Raw genomic sequence first — 22,734 nt, 5'->3', positions numbered from 1 at the left:
CGCGCGCGGCAGCCCCGACCTGTGACTCCCACAGCACGGCCCGGAGGCGTGCGAACGACCTCTGCACGCCTCCGGACCGGACGCAGTCAGGCGCGTCGTCGAGCCACCAATAGCGCGCCGAGCGCGAGAACGGATACAGCACCTGCCATCAGCGCTACTGCCGGTACACCGGTCCGGGCCAATGTCTTCGCCGAGCCACTCGCCGCAGATGGCGTCGGGGTCGCCGACACCGCGGCGCCGGGCACTGTCGCGCTCGCAGTCACTGCGGTACTCGGCGCGATGGTGGAGGCCGACTGCACTGCGGGGCGGGTCGCGAGCGGCGTAGGCGCCGCATCGGTGGCCGAGGGTGTCGACATCGGAGTCGGGTCCGACTGGCCCCCGGTTTCCCGCACAACCACGCGGACCCGGGCGAGGTTCTGCACCTGGGCGAAAGAATCGGAGTTTTCTGCGGCAGCCGACGTCGCCCGCACGGTGACCCAGTAGGCACCCGGCTCAGCAAATACGTGCTCGACACTCGCACGTACGTTTTCCTCGGACGTCTGCATGGCCTCGACGTAATCACCGGTTCCGGTGAACTCCCAGTCGATACGGACCAACTCTCCTGCGGACGCCGGCATATCGGCACTCACCTCGAATCGGACCGGTTGCCCGACTTCAGCAGTGGTGGTGTCGGCAGCAAGAGTCACCACGGGCTGCACACCCGCCCGCTCCGCCGCTGTGGACGGCAGGACGACCTGACCGCCGGCAACGGTGTATGAGGTGGAAGACGCCGGCTCGACGTCTTCCTCCACCCACGCCACCAGTTCACGCAGGGCTCGTTGCACCATGGGATCGTAGGAGACGATCCGGGTCGACTTCTCGCCGGTTACCGGGCCTTCAAGGTGATCGGCGTTCTCGTTTACGTAGATCCGCAACCGTTCATCCACCCCGGCATCGCCCTGGGCTGAACGCACGCGCTCGACATACCAGGGAGCGTGCCAGGTGTAGGCGTCGACGTCCTGCAAGTTCGACACCAGAATGACTTTCCCCTGGAACAGGCCCGAGTAGGTGGCACCACCCGAGATCGAACTCGCCATCATGCCTGCAATGCGCGACTGCCGCTGCGGATAGAGCGGCTCACCGGCGTCGTCGTAAAAGCGGTTGTATACCGTGAAGCCCTCCTCCTGGGGCGGAAGTTGGTGGCGGTAATAAGAGCGCACCGCTATCGACCAGCGGTTGTCGGTAGCGATCTGTGTACCTTCCGCCAGCGCCGCCAACGCCGCCGCATCGCTCCCCTCATCCAGGTGAATGCGTCCGGTTGTAGCGTCGAGCGTGCCGACAAGCTCTCCCACGGGGGCGCCATCGTTATCCAGTACCTGCATGTCGAGGCCTTCATCCAAGGCACCAGCGGGAAAACCCTCCGTCATGAGCGCGGCCGGGGACCCGGCACCGTCGCGCTCCACAGCAGTGACGGAAAGAGTCGTATCCACCAGTGCCGCTCTGACGACTTCACCCAACGGGGAGTCTTCGGTGCCGAGGTAGCCGGACTCATTCCAGAAATCGTCGGCGTAGGTCGGGTCCATCCTCTTCACCATTGCGACATAACCGAGCAGACCGTCATCGAAGCTGTAGCCAAGAAGGTAGTCGGGGTCCTCCCAGCCCTCGAGCTGGACGCCCAGGGCAGTCATCTCCTCCAGCATCAGGGTCTGCGCATCGTTCAGACCGGCGTACGGATCGGAGCCGTTGAGTACGGCGCCGGAAATCTGCTGGCGCACGTCACCGAGAACCAATCTTCCCATCGCGCGGATGAAGAAGTTATTGGGGATGGACACGGGCGTGCCCATTACCGTGGGGACAAAGCCGTCCCAGACGCCGGTGGTGTTTTCGACGGCACCGACGGTCTGGAAGGAACCACCAGAGGGCCCATACAGGTAGCCGTAGATATGGCGCCCATCGTCGCCGTAGTAGGAGGCGGCGATCTCACGGGACACTTTGGCGGCCGCCGCCGCGTGCCTGTAGCCGCTTGAGCCGGAGGCTTGGACGGTGTATCCGCCGGAGTTAACACCGAACAGGATCGTCTCATCCGCGGCGTTCTCATCGGTGAGCGGGTAGGTGTATTGGAAGAAGCGGCCCTGCCACTGCCCAGCGGGAGGCAGGTAAACGGCGAACCGCGATGACGTCCCCTCGAAGTAGCCCCGCACAATGTGCAACGTTGTCGGCGAGGTAACATCCTCCTCCGATTCGATGACGGCATCGGCGTAGGTAGCGTCGAGGCACTCGGCAGTGACAATAACCGCACCCGTAGTCGAAGTAGCACACGACTCACCACTCCCCAGAGGCGCCGCGGCGGCGCGGGCGACCGGCATACCGCCGGCCATCAACGACAATGCGCAACACAGGAATGCCCCCAGCCACAGCAGACGCCTCGGTGGCGCAATCATGCGGCGTATCCCTCTACGCCAGCCGCCCCAGAGCGGGCGACGCCGTCGCGACGATGTCGGTCGTAGTTGAGAGGGCGGCATTGGCTTCTCTGTCATTGGCCTTCCTTCATGCAATCACCCCGCCGGGTGGCCCTAAACGCGCACACCGTCATCGACGGCGCGAACCGTGAACGGTCGACCCGGAGGAGGCACCAGCGCCCCTTCAGTTGTTCGTAGACCGTTCTACATACGGAAGGTAGACCGTCCGTGCGATGCTGTCAACACCTAGGGCATGCGTCAACCGCAAGTGACGGGAGCACCATCGCTAGCGATCCCGATTCATCTCCGACGCCACCTGCTTACTATCTGCCGCCCGCATCGATTCTTCGCCACAGGACCGACCGGCCGCCCGTGGACAAGCTGCGATCTCCTCGAGTCAAGTCTCTCGATGTGGCGTAGACCTGGTTATGCAGTGATGGCCGTGACGGGGAACAGTGCGCGCTCGCGCCGTAGCCCGCCGCATTGCACACTTCTCCTCAGAGTCCGATCTCACAATCCGCACGATTCCGCGGTTCTACTGAGACCGCCAGCAGCCATGAGCCGCCTCCAGTGTGCAACGAGGCGCCCGTTGCACACTGGAGCCACGCCACCCAACTCCAACCCAACCGACAATTCCGCATAATACCAACGAAAACTCAGTATCGGGTGGGTTCACCCCAACGACTATTGCGTGCAAGAACACCCGCCAATCCAGTCGCAGCGCACCCGCACCGCCTCCGCTACCGACCATCGAGTTCGCCTACGCCGGGCGCCCCAGCAGAGCTCGGGCCGTGGACGCCCGCGTGCAGATCTCTCCCGGCGTCGCCCTGCTTCCGACTCCCGGGCAGGCGGTGTGGGCGCAGCAGCGCGAGGTTGGCCTGGCCCGCTGTGTCGCTGCCGTTCACTCAGCCAGATCCGCGGTCGTACTCACCCATGAGGCCGCGGCACTCGTACACGGCCTGTGGCTGCGTCGCGGCGAAACCGATATTCGCATCGCGGTACCTACGAATCCCAAGCGTGCCCGACAACCGTTGGCTCCCATCGACTTCGCGGATGGGAGCCTTCCACATCTTTCCGGGGCGGGTCGTGCCGTCAGTCTGAGACGCCGCCGCTCCCGCCTGCAGCCCGAAGATGTGGAGGTGGTCAACGGGCTACCGGTCACGACCCTGCTTAGAACAGCGGTCGACTGTGCCTTCGACCTGCCTGCGCGCGAGTCGATCACGATCGTCGATTCGGCCATGCGGGCGCTGTGCCACCCCGATCGCTTCAACCCGCAGCAGGCCCAGTCCCGGTGGGAGCACGTTCGCCCCCAGTTGCTGGCGGCGGTGGAGGCCGAAGGACCACGGCGGGGAGCGGTGCGCGCCCGCGCCGTCGTCGCCATGGCGAGCCCCTTCTCGGAGTCACCCGGTGAAAGCCTGACCCGGCGGCTGGTTGTGGCACTCGGGCTGCCGCCACCGGAGTTGCAATACGAAATCCTGCTCGAAGCCGGCGGCCGGCGCTTCCTCGACCTCGCCTGGTCGGATCTGCGGTTGGCGATCGAGTTCGACGGCCGCAGCAAGTACAGCGTGAATGACGACGTCTGGGAGGAGAAGCTCCGGCAGGACGCCATCGGCGCCATGGGCTGGTCGTTCATGCGAGTGACGTACGCAGACCTCAATGACGAGGCCCGACTGACGTCAAGAGTCATGGCGCACATGCCGCCAAGCGTGACGCTGCACGCCCGCCGCGTTCCCGGCCTGTGGGAGTAGTGCGGCTCGAGTTTCAAGCACGGCGAACACCCGCACGGGTGAAGGTCGATCTCGGGACGAAAAGGACGTGTTCGCCCGCTCAAGGTCGCGCCCGGGATGAGGACGACGTGCTCGAACGTCCAGGCTGGGTCGTTCTGAGGCTTGCGACGGCGTTCTCGAGCCGCGAAGGGGGACGACTCGCCCGCCCAAGGTCGTCCTCGGGTCTGCCGGGTCGCCTTCGACGCGCGCTTCGGACACCGCTTGCCGGCCTGTCGCCAACCAGGAGGCCCGCGGGGCGACCCCCATTGCCGCCCATCACCCCCTATTGCCGCCCATTGACTCGGACCCTCCCCGCAATTAACCTTTGAGTCGTTTCAACGCCCGCCCCTCGTCACCGCAGACGGAGCCACACCGTGTCAACGCAGACAACACCAGCACCTCACGCACCGCAGCAGCCCGCCACCGCGCCCCAGCCCCCGTCTCCCGCGGCACCGGGTCCACTCCCCGAGGTCTCAGTCTCCAAGCCCGACGGCGTCCTCCCGTCTGCCCGGCCCGCCGTCCCCGAGCCCGCCATCACCGCTGCCGCCCTGCCCGACCCCGTCGGCGAACTGGCCGCCCCAACTCACCTCAAGTTCGATCAATACCTCCCCGGCGACATCCTGGGCGGCGCCTCCCCCACACCGCGCCTGTCCTGGGAGATCCCCACCGCCCCCGCCGGCTGGACCCCCACCGACGCCGAGGTCGAGCTCACCCGCACCGACCCGGCCGGCGTCCCGATCGCCGCCCCTGAAACTCTTCCCCTGGCCACCGCCGACGGCGTCCTGGTGGACTGGCCCGCCCCCGCACTCGCCTCCCGCGAGCGCGTGGCGGTGCGCGTACGCGTAACCGGCAGTGTGGCCGTCGCCGCCTCCGCCACCGCACCCTCGACCGCGGTGCCCGCCACCACCGAATGGTCCGAGCCGGTTGTCTACGAGGCCGGCCTGCTGGATGCCGCCGACTGGGAGGCGCTGCCCGTCGGCCCCGCCTGGCCGGAGAACCCTGAGAGCGACCGCCGCCCGCCGCGCGTGCGCCACGAGTTCACGGTCGACCGCCCGGTGGTGGCCGCCCGCGCCTATGTCAGTGCCCACGGCCTGATCCGCGCCGAGCTCGACGGCGGCCGCGTCGGCGTCGACGAGCTGGTGCCCGGCTGGACCGTATACGGGCAGCGCCTGGTGGCTCGCACCTACGACGTCACCGCTCAACTGCTGGACTCCTCCCCCGCCGGCGACGGCGTCGGCCGCCACGCGCTCGGCGCTCAGCTGGCCGACGGCTGGTACCGCGGACACATCGGCTTCGACGGCGGCTACCGCAACCTGTACGGGATGGACGTGGCCGCCATCATCCAGCTCGAGCTCACCCACGCAGACGGCACCCGCACCACGGTCGCCACCGGCCCGGACTGGCGGGCGGGCGCCGGCGAGATCCTGTTCACCGGCCTGTACGAGGGCGAGACGGTGGACGCTCGTCTGACCACTCCGGGCTGGTCGGCCCCCGGGTTCGACGACGCCGAATGGTCGCCGGTGGCCGTGGGCGCCCCGGACGCCGAGCAGCTGATCATGCCGCTGGATGCCCCTGTGCGCGCGCAGGAGACGCTGCTTCCGGTAGCGGTCACGGTGCAGGAGCGGCAGGCGATGTCGATCGGGGAGGCGGAGATCGAGACCGCCCCGGAGCGCGTGCTGATCGACTTCGGGCAGAACCTGTCCGGCCGCCTGCGCATCCGCGTGACCGGCCCGGCGGGCACCACCATCACCCTGCGACACGCCGAGGTGCTGGAGGACGGCCGACTGGGTACGCGCCCGCTGCGCGGTGCCGCCGCCACCGACCGCTTCACGCTGGCCGGCGACGGCGTGGAGGAGTGGGAGCCCGCCTTCACCATCCACGGTTTCCGCTACGCGGACGTGGCCGGCTGGCCGGGTGGGGCGGCGGCCGCCAAGCGGGACATTGAGGCCGGGGCGATCACCGCCGTCGTCGTGCACACCTCCATGGAACGGCTGGGCGCCTTCGACTGCTCGGACGCGCGCGTGAACCGCCTGCACGAGAACTCGCGGTGGTCCATGCGGGACAACTTCGTCGCCCTGCCTACCGACTGCCCGCAGCGCGACGAGCGCCTGGGCTGGACCGGCGACATCCAGGCCTTCGCCCCCACCGCGGCCTTCCACTACGGCTGCACCGGGCTGCTGTCCTCCTGGCTGGCGGACCTGGCGATCGAGCAGGCCGCGCACGGCACCGTCACCTGGTACGTGCCCGTGATTCCGGGCGGACTCTGGACCCCGCCGCGGCCGGCAGCCGTGTGGGGCGACGCCGCCACCGTGGTGCCGTGGGAGCTGTTCCGGGCCACCGGCGACCGCGGCCTGCTGGCCCAGCAGTACGACTCCGCCAAGGCCTGGGTGGACCTGGTGGACTCCCTGTCCGCGGACGATCACGTGTGGGACTCCGGCATGCAGCTGGGCGACTGGTTGGACCCCTCCGCCCCGCCGGACAACCCCATGCAGGCGATGACCGACCCCTACCTGGTGGCCACCGCCTTCTTCGCCCAGTCGGCCCGGATCGTCGCCCGCTGGGCGGCCGTCCTCGGCAAGAACGACGACGCCGCTCACTACACCGCCCTGGCGGACGCGATCGGGGAGGGCTTCCGCGCCCGCTTCACCGACGGCGCCGGGCACATGACCTCCGACACGCAGACCGCCTACGCCCTGGCGATCACCTTCGACCTGACCGGTTCGGAGGAGCACCGCCAAGTGGCCGGGGACCGGCTGGCCGAGCTGGTGGAGGCCTCCGGCGGGCACGTGTCCACGGGCTTCGCGGGCACGCCCGTACTCACCGGGGCGTTGACGGCGACCGGTCACGCCGACGCCGCCTACCGGCTGCTGCTGACGACCTCCTGCCCGAGCTGGCTGTACACGGTCACCATGGGGGCCACCACCACCTGGGAGCGTTGGGACTCCATGCTGCCGGACGGGACCATCAACCCCGGCGACATGACCAGCTTCAACCACTACGCCCTGGGGGCGGTCGCGGCCTGGCTGCAGCGCAGCGTCGCGGGCCTGGCGCCGGCCGAGCCCGGCTACCGGGTGATCGAGGTGGCGCCGGCACCGGGCGGGGGCCTGACCCACGCCGAGTCCATGCACCGCACCCCCTACGGCTGGGCGGCCTCCTCCTGGCGGCTGGTGGACGAGTCCGGCCGCGAGGTCACGCCGCAGGCGGCCGCCGCCGGCCAGGGCCGCCTGGAACTCGACGTCGTCGTCCCCGTCGGGGCACGGGCGCGGGTGACCCTGCCGGGACGCGAGGAGGAACCGCCCCTCGAACTGTCCCACGGCCGCCACCACCTGGTCGCCTGAGGTCCCGCCGTCATGCGAACGCACGGCGAGTCGACGTCCTCCGGCGCCCACCCCGCTTCCACGCCGATCGCAATCCCACAGCCCGGGCCAGGTCCCGTCGTCGACGCGCCTTGCGGGGCGGTGCGCGGGGTGTGGCGCAGCATCGCATCCGCCCGCGACGACGGCGCGGCCAACAGCACCGGCGGGCCCGGCCGGGCCGTCGCCGACCGGGCGGGGGCCGTCGCCGACCGCCGCACCCGCTCCGCCGTCTTCTACGGGATTCCCTTCGCCGAGCCGCCGACCGGCCCACGCCGCTTCCTGGCGCCGGTGCGCCGCGGACGCTGGGAGGGCGCGCGGGACGCCACCCGCCCCGGCCCCACCCCGCAGCGGCGCCCCTTCGGGGAGACCACCGCCATCCCCGAGCCGTCCATCCCCGGGGACGACGTCCTCGCGGTGAACGTCTTCACCCCCGCACCCGGGGACGCGGACGCCCGCCTGCCGGTGCTCGTGTGGATTCACGGCGGCGGCTTCTACGCGGGCAGCCCGGCCAGCCCCTTCTACGACGGGGCCGCCTTCAACCGCGACGGCGTGGTCACCGTGTCCATCTCCTACCGGCTGGGCTTCGACGGCTTCGGCTGGATCCCCGACTCCGACGCCCCGGTCAACCGCGGCGTGCTGGACCAGATCCTCGCCCTGGAGTGGGTGCGGGACAATATCGCCGCCTTCGGCGGGGACCCGGAGCGGATCACCGTCGGCGGGCAGAGCGCCGGCGGTGCCAGCGCCCTGGTGCTGCTGGCGTCCCCGCGCGCCCGCGGCCTGCTGCACGGCGTGATCTGCGAGTCGGGCGGCACGACGGCGGCAACCACTGCCGACGCCCGCGTGATCGGGGAGCGGGCCGCCCAGATCGTCGGCATCACCCCGGAGATGGCGGGCTGGCGCTCCGTGTCGGAGGAACGGGTGCTGGACGTCTCGGAGCAGTTCGGCCGGGAGTTCCCGCTGTTCGACGTCTCCGCCGACCTGTCGCGCTTCATCCGCCCGCCCCGGGCCATCTCCCGCACCTTCATGCCGGTGGTAGACGGGGACATCATCCCCGCCGCCACCCTGGACGCGGCGAGCGCGGCGGCGGATGTGCCGGTCCTGTGCGGCGGAGTGCGCCACGAACTCACCCCCATTGGCCGGGCCCTGAGCGGGGAGATGGCCGGGCGTGGCGCCGCGGAGCTGTTGGCCGAGGCCGGCATGCGCCCGGAGCGGATCACGCAGCTGACCGCCACCTACCCGGAACTGGCCGGCGACGAGGAGCTGCTGGTGGGCCAGGTGGTCTCCAACGGCCTGTTCCGCCTGCCGGTACTTCAGTGGGTGCGGCGGCGCGGCGCCGACCCGGTCGCGGCCGACCGCACCTGGGTTTACGACTTCTCCTGGTGCTCGGCCCTGCCCGCGCCGGCGGGCGGCCTGTCCACCCACTGCATGGAGGTGCCCTTCGTCTTCGACTGTCTGGCCCACCCGCACGCCGACGGCGTCCAGGGTTCACCACGCCCGCAGTCACTGGCCGATGTCATGCACGCCGACTGGGTGCGCTTCATCCGCGACGGCGCACCGGGCTGGGCGCCCTGGGCACGGGCCGGCACCGGACGCCGCTACGGCGGCCCGGCCGCCCCCGCCGGCGCCGTCGACGAGCTCGTTTATCCCCTGGAGCTGGCCATGCTGGCCGACGCCGAATCCGCACAATAGGAGCCCGCATCATGTCCGACAACAGTCAAGCCGCCGCGCAGCCGGACCGGACCCCGGTACGGCCATCGCCGTCGCCCGGTGGCCCGGCGCCCGAACCGGCCGGCAACATCCCCGCCTCCGTGCGCGCCGCCCTGAAGCTGCCTGCGGCAGACGGCCCCGCCTCCCACGCCATCCATGAGGTGCTGGAGCTCCCCATGCCGGACGGGACCGTGCTGCGTGCCGACGTCGTACGCCCCGCCGACGACGGCACCCACCCGGTGCTGCTGACCCGCTGCCCCTACTTCGGGGCCTGGCGGCCCATGGTGGCCGAGGTGTCCGGCGTCGACCCGGCCACGCCCGGCCTCATGGCGGGCGTGCTGGGCATGCAGGCCGCTGTAAGCCTGGACCGGGCCATCGCCGAGGGCTTCGCGGTGGTCGCCCAGGCCTGCCGCGGCACGGACATCTCCGACGGTGACTTCCGCTTCTACTTCGACGAGGCCGCGGACGGCACCGCCACGCGCGCGGCGCTGGCCGCCCTGCCCTGGTGCGACGGCCGGGTGCTCACCTTCGGCAACTCCTACCTGACCACCACCCAGTTCACCGCCGCCCTGGTCGGCACCGAGCACCTGGCCGCCATGACCGCCTGGGTGTCTCCCTCCACCTATGACGACGACCTGGCCATGCGCGGCGGCGTGCTGCTGGAGGGGCCGTCGTATGAGTGGGCGCGCCAGCAGGTGCGCACCGGGCTTTGGCGCGACGGGCGCCCGGACGCCCCACAGGAGACACTGCCCGAGCCGGTTCAGGCCTTCACGCCCTACCTGGAACGGGTCGGGATCGCACAGGCCGCGCAGGACCTGGCTACGGCGCACCGGGCCGGCGGGCACGTGGTCGACTGGGTGCGCCACCCCCTGCACGACGCCTACTGGGAGCGGCTCGTCTACCCGGTGGACGGGCTGGCTGACCTGGCGGTGCCGACGCTGCACGTGTCCGGCTGGTACGACCTGTTCCAAGGCGGCACTCTGCGCAACTTCACGGCCATGGCCGCAGGCGCCGCTGCGCGGGGCCGTCCCGGAGACGTGCGCCTGGTGGTCGGCCCCTGGACGCACCTGACCTTCGACGGGCACCTGGCCGGGCGTGACTTCTCCGGCGGCGGCACCGACGACGTCGGCCTGGCGGAACTGAGCCTGGACTTCTGGAAGGCGGCACTCGGGGATGAGCAGGCGGCGGCGCGTCTGCCGGAGGACCCCGTGCGCGTCTATGTCATGGGGGTGGATCGGTGGATCGACCTGCCCGCCTGGCCCGCCCCCGACGCCGTCGAGCAGGCCTGGCGTCTGGGCGCGGGCGGGGTGCTGCACACTCCCGACGGCCAGGCGGAGCGGAATGACGCCTCAGCGGCCGACGCCACCGCGGACGCGACCGACATGCCGGGCGCCGCCGGATACGAGGCGCCGGACACGCATGCGACCGCGAGTTCCGCGGCGGGCTGGACCGCCTGGGCGCATGATCCGGCCGAGCCGGTGCCCACCGCGGGCGGCCAGATGCTCATGGGTCCGCCGGAGAACGCCGGCCCGCACGACCAGCGCAATATCGAGGCGCGCGGGGACGTCGCCGTCTTCACCGGCGCGCCGCTGACCGAGCCGGTGACGCTGCTCGGCCCGGTGCGGCTGCACGCCTGGGTGGCGGCGGACGCCGTCGACGCCCACCTGCACGCGGCCCTGACCGAGGTGAGCCCGGACGGCACCTCCACCCTGCTGACCGACGGCGTGCTGCGGCTCAGCGCCCGCGCCGGGGCCGAGCGCCGCGACCCGCTCACCCCCGGAGAACCCGTGGAGGTGGATGTGGACATGTGGTCCACCGGCGTGCACCTGCCCGCCGGGCACCGCCTGCGCGTGCGCCTGGCGGGCTCCAACTGGCCGCGCTACAGCGTGGCCGACCCGGCGGGCGGGGCCCCGGTGACCATGCGGGTGCTGCACGACGCCGCCCACCCCAGCGCCGTCGTCGTATCCAGCGTGAGCCTGGACGACCACCCCGCAGTCGTCCGTTACGGCGCCTGACCCGCTCTTCCCCGCGTCTCAGCCAACCTCCAGTACCACGCGCTGGTAGCGGGTCAGCGGCGGCGTACCGGTGTCGGTGCCCTCCACGATCAGGTGGATGGCCTGGCCGGGGCGCGCCTCGGCGGGCACGGTCACGACGGCGGTGCCAGCGCCGTCGTCCCGGACGCGCGGCGGCATCGGGCACGGGTTGGGCCCGGCCTCCGGGTAGGCCCACCAGCGCAGCAGCACGTGATCGTCGTCGGGGTCGGTGGCCGTGGCGGTCAGGGTGACCACCTCGCCGGGGCGCACGTGCCGCACCAGCCCACTGCCGCCGTCGGCGTGCTCGACGACGACGGCCGGCGGGTGGTTGGCGTCCTCGTAGCGGGGCGTCACCGACCAGGCCAGGCGGGCGGCGAACTCGTTCTGCAGGGCACGCCACCAGCGGGTCATGTGGTACTCGGGCGGGGTGGTGCCGTCGGCGGCGCGGTCGACCACCTGCTGGGGGTAGTCGGGCTGCGGCAGGCCCGGCAAGTCGAAACGCATGTCGGAGGTGAGCGTGTCGGGCAACTTCGGGTGCGGGACCTGGCGGCCGCCCCAGCCGCCGAAGGTGGCGTTCTCCCAGGAGTGCAGGCCGTTGGGGATCAGCAGGGTGAAGTTGGAGGTGTCGCCCTCGGAGATGAAGGCGCCGGGCTCCTGCACCGGGATCCACACCTGATAGCCCTCCTCGCGCAGCTGCGCCTCGGTCTTGCCGGTCTGGCCGAAGTAGTCCTCGGGGTCGAAGTCGGCGGCCATGCGCCGCCCGTCGCCCCACACCCGGTAGGCGGCCCCCAGCGGGCCCCGGGCACTGACGTGCTCGCGCGTCCACTGCGCACCGACGAGTTCGAGGTCGGCGGGGAGCAGCACGTCCCGGGTGGTGTACCCCCAGGTGAGGGTGGCGACCTCGCGGTGCTCCAGGCCGGGCCAGTGCGGGCGGATATAGCCTTCCAGGGTCGAGTCCTGCTCCCCGAAGGAGGACAGCACCACCCGGTCCAGTACCCGCTGCTTGAGTTCCGGCCAGTCCTCCCGCCCGCCAAGCTCCTCCTCCAGGGTGCGCAGGGCGCGGGCGAAGGTGGAGATGCCGCCCCAGGCCTGGATGAACAGGGGGCGGGCGGCGTCCTGGAGGGCGCCGCCCTCGCCCGTGGCGCCGTCCGGGGTCAGCGCGATGTCCCGCAGCAGGTCTGCGATGAGCGTGGAGCCGGGGGTGACCTCGTCCATCTCCCCCTCGGCGGCGATATTGCCCATGCGCACCAGTGAGCGCAGGAAGGCGGCGGTGGGGAAGCGGGGGTCGTGCACGCGCAGGGTGTCCTCCACCTGCGCGTAGGCGTCGATGGCCTCGTCGATGTGGAGTCTGGCGCCGGGCGCGGGCCAGCGGTGAGGTGCGATGCCGCGGGCGGGGTCGCCGGTGTAATGGAACTTGCTGCCCGCATACACCAGGCCGCACAGGTCGATCTCGGCGGAGTGGGTGAGCAGGCGGATCATGGAGTTCAGGTCGTCCAACTCGGGGTCGGTGGTGACCACGACGCGGGGCCAGTCGGTCCGTGGGAAGGCTTCCTTGCGCATGGCCCCAGCGTGCCACATGCGGGCGGGCATGGTGCGCGACGGCGTCTGAACGGCTCATTAGGCCGCCCGGCGGTTGTCGGCACCGATATGCGTCTGTGCTCGAAGTTACACTGAACCCGCCTTCTCCGGCACCTTCTCCCGGAACACCCAGTGTCCTTGCGAGTTATCGGCGTGAACGTGTTGCTAAAGATCGGGATTTTGGTTGCTGTGGTGCGGGGAAGTCGGGGTGATTATGGCCTGGGAGGTTAACCCGGGGCGGTGGTTGACTTTCGGGGGTAGATGTGCGGGCCGTGAGAACACGGTCCCCACGAGCAAGGCTCTGCCCGATCTGTCAGACCCTATGAAGAAGCCCGGCCGCACCGCCGCAGGCACCCAACGGTGGAAGTGCACCGCCCCGGTTGGACCGCCCACGCCCCGTTGGACCGCTGTAACCGGCGGCTACGGCGGTCCAACCGGGGAACAGCGGTCCAACCGGGGAACAGCGGTCCAACAGACAGGCTCAACAGCCACACACCGCCACCCAACCGCGCACCGCCACCCAAGCACTTACACAACAGAACCTAGTGAGCCCGGGGGCACCCGAACCACACACACGTTCGCGCCGACAACCCCGAAGAAGGCCTCTGGAAACGCAAAGGCTGGGCCGGACGAACCAGCTAGAACACCCCGACACGCCGGTCTAAAGCAACACGTTCGCGCCTATAACCCGTCCTTGCCGGGGAAGAAGATGAGGTACGGGAGGAGGTGGGGGCCGTGTCCAAGCCGAAAGGCCGACATGCCAAAGTCCGCAAGGACAAGGGAATGGCCCGGAAGCTGAGCGAAATACTCGAATCACTCGCTCAACTGATCCGGGCCATTGGTGTCCTTGTGGATGCCCTCAGTAAGTGGTTCGGCTGAGCCGCTTACGTCGGGGAGTCATCCGGTTGCCTCCGGGTGACTCCCCTCTATTGTGCCCGCTCGCGCGCTCGCCTGACAAGCAAACGAGCCTCATCTCAGTTCGAAGACGCGGGTTAGCCCGTGACGACGCGGCCCGGCCCTCCAGAGCGCTGCCCGGCAGGACGTCCTCGACAGTTGACCGGTGCCCCGGAAGTTCGCCCCGCGTCGTCGATGGCCCTCGCCCGGGCAGCGGGCAGGCTACGCCACCAGCCCGGGATGTGCTGCAATGGGCCGGTGGATCGCACCGACGCCCCGCCCCGTGCAGACGACTCCGCGCCGCCGGAGCCCACCGAGGCGCCCGAGCTACCACCGGTGCCCGCCTGGTTGGACGAGCCCACCGGCGAGCGCGCCCTGGCCTGGGCGGCGGCGCGGACGGACGAGACCATGTCCGCCTTCACCGACGACGTGGACTACCTGCGCCTGACCCAGGACCTTCAGGAGATACTCGACTCCCCGGACCGCATTCCCGCAGTCACCGAGGCCGCCGACATGGTCTACAACTTCTGGACCGATGCGGCCCACCCGCGCGGAGTGTGGCGGCGCACGACCTGGGCGTCGTACGCGGCCGGGGCCCCCTCCCGCCCACCGCGCCCCGACGACGCCTCCGCCACCGAGTGGGAGGTGCTGCTCGACCTGGACGCCGAGCGCCGTCGGCGCGGCCGCGACCTGGCCTGGGTGGGGGCGCAGGTGCTGCAAACCGGCCCGCTGGCAGGGCGCCGCGCCCTGGTGAGCCTGTCCGACGGCGGGACGGACGCCACCTTCACCGAGGAATTCGACCTGGAGGAGCGGCGCTTCCTGGATGCGACCGAGGGCGGCTTCCGCAAGCCGCTCTCAAAGGGCACGCTGACCTGGGGCGCCGACGGCGACACCTGCCTGCTTTCGGACGACTTCGGTGCCGGGTCCCTGTCGCCGGCCGGACTGCCGCGCCAGGCGCGTCGCCTGCGCCGTGGGCAGGCGCCCCGCGACGCCGAGGTGCTGATCACCGGAGCCTCGGATGCGATCGTCACCCGGGCCAGTTGCGATGCGTGGGGCCGCACCTGGCTCATGAGCATGGGTGGCCTGGGCGACACCCGAGTCTGGTGGCTGCCCGACGACGCCACGGTCCCCGCCGGCCAGAAGGCGGCGCGGCGGGCGCTTGCGGCCGACGGCGAGAACGTACCCGCGGACGCGATCCGGATCGAGGCGCCGCCGTCGGCTTCCATCGGCGTGGGGGCGCAGTGGCTGACGATCCAGCTGCGCGAGCCGTGGGAGGTGGCGGGACGCCGCTACGAGCCGGGCATGCTGCTGGGGGCGCCGCTGAGCCAGTGGCTGCACGGCGAGCGCGACGGACTGGAGGTGCTGTTCGCCCCCACGTCCTCGTCCTTCCTGTCCGCCGCTACGTGGACCCGCCACCACCTGGTGCTCACGGTGCTGGACGACGTCGCCGGCCGGCTGGAGGTGTGCACCCCGCCGTCACGGTGGGAGTCGGAGGCGGGCGAGCACGCCGCCGACCGGCGGCAGTGGCGTCACCACTGGATCGACCTGACCGGGGCCGCCCACCGCCCGAGTGAAGCCGAGGCCGCCGCGGCCCCGGACCCCACCGAACTGCGGCCGGGCCGGCCCCTGCTGGAGGTGACCGCGCAGGCGGTGCGGCAACGGGACACCGACTACCTGTTCATCTCCGCCTCGGGCTGGACCACCCCGCCCACGCTCACGCTCGCCCGCCTCACCGAGGTCGGCGAGGTGACCGGAATGTCGGTGCTGCGGCAGGCGCCCGCCCGCTTCGACGCCCGCGGAGTGCGCGTCAGCCAGCACGTGGCGGTCAGCGCGGACGGCACCCGCGTGCCCTACTTCCAGATCGGTCGGCCACGTGCCGGCGCGGACGCAGGCACCGGCGACGGCGGGACGACGTCGGTTCCGGCTGCGAGCACACCCGGGGCGGAATCCCAGACGCGGGGGGCGTCGCCCGGACCAACCCTGCTGTACGGCTATGGCGCCTTCGGCACCAGCCAGACCCCCTGCTACCAGCCGCTTACCGGCAAGGCCTGGCTGGAGCGCGGCGGCACCTACGTGGTGGCGTGCACCCGTGGCGGCGGCGAGTATGGACCCGGTTGGCACCTGGCGGGCACCGCCCGGGAACGGCACCGGGTGGTGGAGGACTTCGCTGCGGTGGCGCGCTCGCTGATCCACCGCGGGGTGACCTCGGCAGGGCAGCTGGTGGTGCACGGCGCCAGCGCGGGTGGGCTGCTTGCGGGTGAGATGCTCACCTGCCACCCCGAGTTGATTGGCGGGGCAATCGCGGAGGCGCCACTGCTGGACCTGGAGCGGTACACGCGCCTGCTGACCGGCGCCATGTGGCGCTCCGAGTTCGGGAATCCAGATGATCCCGACGACTGGGAGACCATGCGACCCCTGTCTCCCTTCCATGCCCTGGTGCCGGGGCGGGAGTATCCGCCGCTGCTGCTACTCACCTCCACCGCCGACGACCGCGTGCACCCGGCGCACGCCCGCGCCATGGCCTACCGGATGCGTGCGCTGGGGCTCGCGGTCGGCTATGTGGAGCAGACCGAGGGCGGGCACGCAGGCACGGCGATCTCCGCCCAGCGGGCCGCCACGACCGCCCTCATCCACGCCTTCGCTTGGCGGGCCGCCACCCGCCGACATCGCCGAGACCGGTAGAACCAACGCACCCAGATCGATAGATCTTACGTACCCAGTTCGGTCGACATGGCGGCGAGGCCGTGCCATAGCGTCCGCTAAGCGACTTAGCGGTCTGCCGTATACCTGCCGGGACTTAATAAGCAAACTGCTAACTTGCTAACTGGCGTAGAAAACGCCGAAGTGGCGCGGCAGCACGAGGGGACAGCCCTTCGGCCGTCCCCTCGTGCTGCCGGAACTCTCAGCTCTGACGCTGGAAGCGCGCCTTGAGGCGGGCGACGCGCTCGTCCCAGGCCTCCTTGCGCTCCTGCCGGCGCTCCTCACGCATAACCCGGGAGGCCTCCCGGTCGGCCGCCTTGGCTGCCTCCTCCGCGGCTTCCAGCTCCGCAAGTACCTCAATGGCGGGGCGACGCAGAACGGTGCCGCCCTGAGCCGCAGCGAGCCCGTCCAGCACCTCCGGGGTCACCTCCTCAACCTCGGCGAAGATCGCCGTGGTCCCCGCGGGAAGGCGGGAGCTGAAGTCGCCAATGATGGTCTGGCTGCGGTCAGCACGCTTGACGTCCGCGATAGAGCCCACCAGGGCACCGGCACCCCATCCGAGCAATATGCCCAGAGGACCGCCCAAGATGCCAACAAACATCCCCACTAGGCCGCCCGTGCCCGCACCGGCACCGATTATCGCGTCGTCCCCCTCGGCCACGTGCAGGCGACCGTCGGGCTCGCGTTCCAGGATGACTGCGGAGGGGACAGCGATACGTCCCTCTGCGGAGGCCTGACGCAGGTCGCTCAGGGCCTCGTAGGCCTTGCTCGACTCGGCGAAGGTGATGGCTGCGAAGTTGTGGTCGGTCATGATCTGCTCCTTCCAGGTCCTACGGCATCTCTCACCGCGTAACCGGTACCAGTCAACCGACTGCACCTGACTCAGTCCACGGACCGGTGACCAAAAAGCGACCACACCATCGTGCAACTTGCACAACATGCGCTTCGATACACATAGTTGTCGCCATGAATCAGCCGAGCGCCGCGCAGGAACCCCTGGACATGCCCGAAGAACTGCGTCACGAACTTGCAGAACACCTGGAACGGAGGGTGAATGTCGATGTGACCGACATCCTGACAAGCATCACGCGAGAGATTCCTGAGCTCGCCGTCGACGCCGAACTCCGAGCCCTGGCCACGGACGCAATCAAGTCGGCATATCGGTCATTAAGCACTGTCCTCCTGATGGAGACCACAGGCGACGGGCCCCTAGCTGCGGCGGGCGAAGCTGTCGTACGCCGCCTGGCGGATCAGAACGTAGCCGCAGACATCATCGAAACCGTGTTCCTGAATGCCAGCCGTGTATTCGTCAAGGACGTGGTTGCCGACGCAGTCGAAGTGCTGCCCACGGAGCTGATTTCACGGATGCTGCCGGCACTGGTGGATCTTGTCTTCGCCCAGCTCATCTCCCGCAACCGCAGACTCATCAGTGCTTTCACGGATCGCGAGCGGTGGCGCCAGCGACGCAGCGATGCCACCCTCCAGACCCGCATCCGTTCGGTTCTGGCCGGAGACATCACTGACGACGCAATCGCCTCACGTCTGCTCGGCCACCCGGTGTCAGCCTGGAATCTGGCCACCGTCGTGCGGCCCCGGTACGACGCGGACGCTGCGGTCTCCCGGCTGGAGCGCAGGTTGTCCAAGGCCGTTCCGGAAAGCCAAATCCTTGTCATCGACATGCTGGAGGACACGGTAGTTCTGTGGGTTTCCAGCCAGTCGCAGCCCACCGGCCGCCGCTGGGCAGAGCAACTCCGCAAGGACGACTCCCTGGTCGGCGCCTTCGGGGAGCCGGGGCGGGGCATCGCCGGATTCGTGCGCACCTACGAGCAGGCGATGGCCGCATTCAGGGTGGTAACCGCATCGGCAGCGGGTCCGAGCGCCGCCGACTACGGCGAGATCGCGCCGCTGACCTTCATGTTGCAGGCACCCGGGAGAACCAATCACTGGCTGCGAGCCACCCTTGGCGCACTCGCCGCTCCCGGCGACGACGCCGAGCGACTGCGCTTCACCCTGCGCCACTACCTGGCGTCCGGAGAGAATGCAAGCATCACAGCCAGCCACCTCTACATCCACCGCAACACCGTCAACTACCGCATCACCCAGGCAATAGAAATGCTCCCGGAGGGCCTGGACGGACACCGTACCGACGTCGCTCTCGCACTGGACCTGCTGGCCTGGATTCCCGACGTCGCCGACGCGGCCGACACCGCCGGAAAATAAGACCGTCAACATCGCCTCCCGCCGAGACCGGTGCGAGTACCGCGCTGAGATCCGCACTAACCTCGGTATTTCACGTGGCGTGTGAGATGGGGGTGAAGGTCCCTCGTGTCGCCTGGAATGATGCGGAAAACTGGCATCCGTGAATCCGAGAAGGGACGCACCGGCGGCGAATAATAGGGCAGGTTCGTATCCGAGTGTGGGGCACGCAGCACCACGGTCTCGTCACCAACGGCCACTATCATCCCGTAAGCAGGTGGAACAGCTTTCCCTCCGCGACAGAATACGCCCTCGCCAAACATCAGCCGAATTTGCATTACGAACAGCCGCGGTTCACAAAGGAATCGGTCAGCGGCAGGCGCGGGCAGTCTCCGCCAGGATGCCACCAGAAAAGCGGAAATCACAGAAAGTGACAGATGCGCTATAATCGCGCCGTACGACCTGATGTACTCCTGTCAACTGGAGGTGTCTTGATGACGAGAAGACTCACGATCTCTAAGTCCAAAAAACGCCTTCTTGTAAGCATGGCAGCGATATTGACGATCGCCGCCGCACTGACGGGCGGATGGATCTGGAGGACCAGGCCCGCCCTACGATCCGTGGCTTCTCCTCCCGGCGGCGAAGAACGGATCAAGGTTCGCCTTGGGGAAGGATTGCTACCGCAGCGGACTACGGCAGGAACAATCAGTCCAGGCGGATTGTCATCCGAGGGACATAAATGGGTGGGAACAGTCGTGTGGACTGACAGCGACAATGCCACTACGAGCTACAAGTTGCCCCTCGGCGAGTCTGTGCATATTGATCGACTTGGAGTGGTCACGCTAATCGCGGTTGAACCAACTCCTCTCGATCAAGTGTTCCATCGACGTCCCGGCGGAGGATACCGTATGACGCTCAGTATTGACTTGGAACCTACCGCACAGCCGTGCAACATGGGCGACTGTTAGATGCGCGCATTGAATTGAACACAAGTTCTACGCCGCCCTGCTTCGGCGCAAAGTTACGATGCACCCGAGGCTCGCACGGCAGCGTACTCCCGATAACCGGAGGTGTCCTGATGGCGAGGAGGCTCATGATCTCCAAGTCCAAGAAACGCATTCTTATAAGCATCGCGGCGATACTGGTCATGGCCACCGCACTGACAGGTGGATGGATCTGGTGGACCAGACCCGTACTGAGATCCGTGCCTTTACCTGAAGGAACAGAGCCAGACCAAGTCATGGTACAAGGCGGGTCGATACCACCGATACTTACGACCGCGGGAACGATATCCTCGGCCGGCTTGCGCTCCGAGAACCGTGAGTGGATAGCGAAGCTGCGTTGGACCGACCTGCAACACACCAAGTACCTTTACGAGCTGCGACTCGGGGAGCCTGTCGAGGTGGAAGGTCTGGGAAGCATTACACTTGTGAGGGTGGACCCAGTCCCGCTATTTGACTCAGACAGATTATCATGGCTGCCGGGCATCAAACCGAAACTCGGAAGCGGAAACAGACTTTACTTCACACTCATTTTTGAAGACGGCGTCCGGGAATGTGAGATAGAAGAATATAACTGCCCTCCGCGGCCAGAGCAATAACGACCTGCGATTCACCGAGGCTAACACCTATTCTCCATCGTCCTCAATGGTCATGACGTCGAATTACTTCTCATAGTCCGCTCGGGAAATCCGTATCCTTACATTGGGGAGGTCTTCCCGGACCAAGGTGCAGCCGTCCATGCTGCGGTCGATTTCCTACAAGGCCACGGCTCCGTCGTCGACAGAAACTACCGTTCACATGACTACTTCGCGCGCATGTTCGAACAGGCGCGGCTGGCATGCAACAGCTTTTGTTGGACGGCTGTTGCTGAAAGGCAACGAAACACAACCGGATGCGCTATCATAAAGGCATCAGATCTGACTGGTAACAACCTAGAGGCACCCTCATGACAAGAAGGCCCACAATATCCAAAGAATGCGCCCTTATAGGTGTGGTAGCACTGTTACTGGTAGCCGCCGCACTGACGGGCGGGTGGATCTGGTGGACCAGACCCACGGAACGCTGGGCACCCATTCCTGACGGACTCGAGAAGGACGAGCACATGGCAGTCGGGTCCTCCCTTCCACGAGAATTCACGACTGCAGGGACAATAGCTCCGGCTGGAATACGTTCCGAGAGTCATGAGTGGATCGCAGGCTTGCGCTGGACCGACCTGGAACGCACTGAGCACATCTATGAACTGCATCTCGGGGAGTCAATCGAAGTGGCCGGATTAGGACGTATGACCCTCGTCGGCGTAAAACCAGCCCCACTCATAGATCCGAACAAGTTCTCATGGCTGCCAGGCATCGAGGGAAAGGATGGCGGCGGAAGCGCAATCTATTTCGTGCTTGAATTTGAAGACGGAGTCAAAGCATGTCACCCCCAGGACGGAGACTGCCCGCGTTTCTGAACTACTACTTCACACGCCGCGACTACTCCCCGCCATCCTCTATCGTTGTTTTGCCGAAGTATTTCTCATAGTCCGCCCTGGGGATTCGTATATACCCACCCTCTATGTCATTTTGAGGTCTATCGTATCCCTCAGCAGTGTCGTTGCGCCCCCAAGGGTTATACAGGGTTACGGTGTCACCGTCGATGGCGACAACGGTGTATGCATGAGCGGATCGTTGTCCTTGACCCTCATAGTCTCCGCCGACGATGCGGTATTGACCTTCTTCGTCCGGCTCCGCACCAGGTTCGACGTCCGGCTTCCAGCTTTGTTTCCCCTCGCCAACAGTGACACCCTCATCCTCATCCTCTGAGAGAATCACGCCATCATCGTCGGTGTCCGCCAGGGCTTTCACCTTGTCCCCGCCATCGAAATTGCCACTTCCGGTGCTGGCTACCACAGGCTTTCCAGCCTCAACAGCCTCCTCAATCTCCCGCCACTCATCGTCCGTGTATTCATTCTGCTGCTGAGGGAATATACCCCACCTCCGTCCGGTGGTATCAACGACCTTCGAGTCGTTACCCCGATATATGCCTCATCACTTCCTCCGGCCTTCCGCCGTCCCTGATCGCCTCGTCCCCGAAATGCTTGCCGTACGCGCGCTCGTACACCGAAATAATGTCATACCCACTGTTGCCGTAGGTGTAGACGTCGTCAACTTCAACCTCAACCTTCTTACCGTCATCGTAGAGCGTGACAATGAATGCCTGCTTGGATTCATCCCACCGCATGTTCTCACGCAAAACCTGCTTGCCCTCATCGGTCCACGAGTACGCCTGCAACGTCGCCATAAGATAACAGTCGCCGAGCAGACTTTGGTGTACGTCGTTCCAGTCCTCGCTGCCGTCCAACTGCTGTTTGATCTTCTCGATCTCGGCATCGGTCAGCTTTGTCTTGTCTTTCGTATAGTCGACCTCGTCATCGGCTTTTCCCTTACCACCCTGATCCAACAGCCCGGCACCCTGACCCGGTACCCCCGCACCCAGGGCCGTGCTCAAGGCCGCCGCGGTGCGTATGGCGGCGAGGCTGACCTCTACGAGTATGCCCGCCCACGCCTGGGCGACCGCGGGCACGACCGCGGCAGCTACGATCGCGGCCGCCGGGGTGCCCAGCGCGGCCAGCACCGTCCGGCCGGCGAACTCCCGCAGCTCATCCGCCGCCGCGATCGCAGAATCAAGGACCCGCGCGTAAGCCTCCAGAGGCCCCGCACCCGCCTCTAGCCGCTCGGCATCACGCTCCAACGCCCGAGTCAACTCCCGAGTTCCTCGCCTGAAAGCATCAGCCGTAACGCCCTGGAATGACGGCGTGGCACCACGGGCGTAATCAGCCAGGTCAGCCGCACCCCAGAAACTGCGGGCGGCGCTCTTCCAATCCTCCGCAACCGCGCGAACAGCCGCCGGATCGCCGGGCACCTGCCCAACCAGGATGCCGCCGACGCCCATCGCAGCCGCAGTTGAGACTCCGCCAGTTAGCGAGGAGGACGTGGACAAGGGGACCATAGGGGAACTCTTTCTCAAAGTAGGTCAAATGAGAACAAACACCGGCGGTGCCAATCAATCAGCGACGAGCGCCG

At 68.0% G+C, this 22,734-nt stretch carries 14 protein-coding genes; 9 read left to right on the top strand and 5 right to left on the bottom strand.

Features of this window, described 5'->3' with window-relative positions; all coding sequences use genetic code 11:
* Positions 1-86: 86 nt before the first annotated feature.
* The gene (locus ACGLYG10_RS06055; RefSeq protein ID WP_139240867.1) at positions 87-2,420 is read right to left on the bottom strand and encodes a PKD domain-containing protein; all 2,334 of its coding nucleotides are present in this window, start codon (positions 2,418-2,420) and stop codon (positions 87-89) included.
* A gap of 821 nt (positions 2,421-3,241) precedes the next feature.
* Here ACGLYG10_RS06055 and ACGLYG10_RS06050 point away from each other — a divergent pair.
* The 4 genes from ACGLYG10_RS06050 (at position 3,242) to ACGLYG10_RS06035 (ending at position 11,282) form a co-directional block, all read left to right on the top strand.
* Positions 3,242-4,186 carry a hypothetical protein gene (locus ACGLYG10_RS06050; RefSeq protein WP_139240866.1) on the top strand — a complete coding sequence of 315 codons (945 nt, stop codon included), beginning with the start codon at positions 3,242-3,244 and terminating at the stop codon, positions 4,184-4,186.
* Between the two features lie 392 nt (positions 4,187-4,578).
* Positions 4,579-7,542: an alpha-L-rhamnosidase gene (locus ACGLYG10_RS06045; protein ID WP_211482984.1), complete on the top strand. Its 2,964-nt coding sequence runs from the start codon at positions 4,579-4,581 to the stop codon at positions 7,540-7,542.
* 12 nt (positions 7,543-7,554) lie between these two features.
* Positions 7,555-9,249 carry a carboxylesterase/lipase family protein gene (locus ACGLYG10_RS06040; protein ID WP_073329016.1) on the top strand — a complete coding sequence of 565 codons (1,695 nt, stop codon included), beginning with the start codon at positions 7,555-7,557 and terminating at the stop codon, positions 9,247-9,249.
* Positions 9,250-9,260: 11 nt separating this feature from the next.
* The gene (locus ACGLYG10_RS06035) at positions 9,261-11,282 is read left to right on the top strand and encodes a CocE/NonD family hydrolase (RefSeq protein ID WP_073329013.1); all 2,022 of its coding nucleotides are present in this window, start codon (positions 9,261-9,263) and stop codon (positions 11,280-11,282) included.
* A gap of 18 nt (positions 11,283-11,300) precedes the next feature.
* Here the strand turns inward: ACGLYG10_RS06035 and ACGLYG10_RS06030 are convergent, their stop codons facing one another.
* Complete coding sequence (locus tag ACGLYG10_RS06030; RefSeq protein WP_073329315.1) at positions 11,301-12,860, bottom strand: DUF1593 domain-containing protein; 1,560 nt, start codon at positions 12,858-12,860, stop codon at positions 11,301-11,303.
* A 753-nt stretch (positions 12,861-13,613) separates the two neighbouring features.
* Between ACGLYG10_RS06030 and ACGLYG10_RS16180 the strand changes: the two genes are divergently transcribed.
* Together ACGLYG10_RS16180 and ACGLYG10_RS06025 are read left to right on the top strand one after the other, a co-directional pair.
* Positions 13,614-13,757: a hypothetical protein gene (locus tag ACGLYG10_RS16180; protein ID WP_168709442.1), complete on the top strand. Its 144-nt coding sequence runs from the start codon at positions 13,614-13,616 to the stop codon at positions 13,755-13,757.
* A gap of 273 nt (positions 13,758-14,030) precedes the next feature.
* Positions 14,031-16,454 (top strand): prolyl oligopeptidase family serine peptidase, encoded by a 2,424-nt coding sequence (locus ACGLYG10_RS06025; RefSeq protein ID WP_244542586.1) that lies wholly within the window; start codon positions 14,031-14,033, stop codon positions 16,452-16,454.
* A gap of 220 nt (positions 16,455-16,674) precedes the next feature.
* Here ACGLYG10_RS06025 and ACGLYG10_RS06020 read toward each other — a convergent pair whose 3' ends face one another.
* Positions 16,675-17,283 carry a DUF1269 domain-containing protein gene (locus ACGLYG10_RS06020; RefSeq protein ID WP_073329008.1) on the bottom strand — a complete coding sequence of 203 codons (609 nt, stop codon included), beginning with the start codon at positions 17,281-17,283 and terminating at the stop codon, positions 16,675-16,677.
* A 155-nt stretch (positions 17,284-17,438) separates the two neighbouring features.
* Between ACGLYG10_RS06020 and ACGLYG10_RS06015 the strand changes: the two genes are divergently transcribed.
* From ACGLYG10_RS06015 to ACGLYG10_RS16175, 3 genes are all read left to right on the top strand, one after another.
* Positions 17,439-18,692 (top strand): PucR family transcriptional regulator, encoded by a 1,254-nt coding sequence (locus ACGLYG10_RS06015; RefSeq protein ID WP_083565608.1) that lies wholly within the window; start codon positions 17,439-17,441, stop codon positions 18,690-18,692.
* A 1,069-nt stretch (positions 18,693-19,761) separates the two neighbouring features.
* The gene (locus ACGLYG10_RS15845; protein WP_139240865.1) at positions 19,762-20,268 is read left to right on the top strand and encodes a hypothetical protein; all 507 of its coding nucleotides are present in this window, start codon (positions 19,762-19,764) and stop codon (positions 20,266-20,268) included.
* A 599-nt stretch (positions 20,269-20,867) separates the two neighbouring features.
* Complete coding sequence (locus ACGLYG10_RS16175) at positions 20,868-21,122, top strand: hypothetical protein (RefSeq protein WP_170866466.1); 255 nt, start codon at positions 20,868-20,870, stop codon at positions 21,120-21,122.
* A 22-nt stretch (positions 21,123-21,144) separates the two neighbouring features.
* Here ACGLYG10_RS16175 and ACGLYG10_RS15840 read toward each other — a convergent pair whose 3' ends face one another.
* Together ACGLYG10_RS15840 and ACGLYG10_RS06010 are read right to left on the bottom strand one after the other, a co-directional pair.
* On the bottom strand, positions 21,145-21,561 hold the full coding sequence (locus ACGLYG10_RS15840; protein WP_139240864.1) for a hypothetical protein: 417 nt from the start codon (positions 21,559-21,561) through the stop codon (positions 21,145-21,147).
* Positions 21,562-21,679: 118 nt separating this feature from the next.
* Positions 21,680-22,660, bottom strand: coding sequence for a C2 family cysteine protease (locus tag ACGLYG10_RS06010; RefSeq protein ID WP_139240863.1), 981 nt, complete (start codon positions 22,658-22,660; stop codon positions 21,680-21,682).
* Between the last annotated feature and the right edge of the window lie 74 nt (positions 22,661-22,734).

The organism is Actinomyces glycerinitolerans (assembly GCF_900098745.1).
Taxonomy (GTDB): domain Bacteria; phylum Actinomycetota; class Actinomycetes; order Actinomycetales; family Actinomycetaceae; genus Actinomyces; species Actinomyces glycerinitolerans.
Note: the sequence above shows the minus strand (reverse complement) of the source record. Positions and strands in the feature narration are given on the sequence as shown.

Coding starts and splice junctions, on each gene's coding strand:
- ACGLYG10_RS06010 (WP_139240863.1), bottom strand. CDS start 22,660: ATGGTCCCCTTGTCCACGTCCTCCTCGCTAACTGGCGGAGTCTCAACT.
- ACGLYG10_RS06040 (WP_073329016.1), top strand. CDS start 7,555: ATGCGAACGCACGGCGAGTCGACGTCCTCCGGCGCCCACCCCGCTTCC.
- ACGLYG10_RS15845 (WP_139240865.1), top strand. CDS start 19,762: ATGATCTCCAAGTCCAAGAAACGCATTCTTATAAGCATCGCGGCGATA.
- ACGLYG10_RS06020 (WP_073329008.1), bottom strand. CDS start 17,283: ATGACCGACCACAACTTCGCAGCCATCACCTTCGCCGAGTCGAGCAAG.
- ACGLYG10_RS06015 (WP_083565608.1), top strand. CDS start 17,439: ATGAATCAGCCGAGCGCCGCGCAGGAACCCCTGGACATGCCCGAAGAA.
- ACGLYG10_RS06030 (WP_073329315.1), bottom strand. CDS start 12,860: ATGCGCAAGGAAGCCTTCCCACGGACCGACTGGCCCCGCGTCGTGGTC.
- ACGLYG10_RS06035 (WP_073329013.1), top strand. CDS start 9,261: ATGTCCGACAACAGTCAAGCCGCCGCGCAGCCGGACCGGACCCCGGTA.
- ACGLYG10_RS06055 (WP_139240867.1), bottom strand. CDS start 2,420: ATGATTGCGCCACCGAGGCGTCTGCTGTGGCTGGGGGCATTCCTGTGT.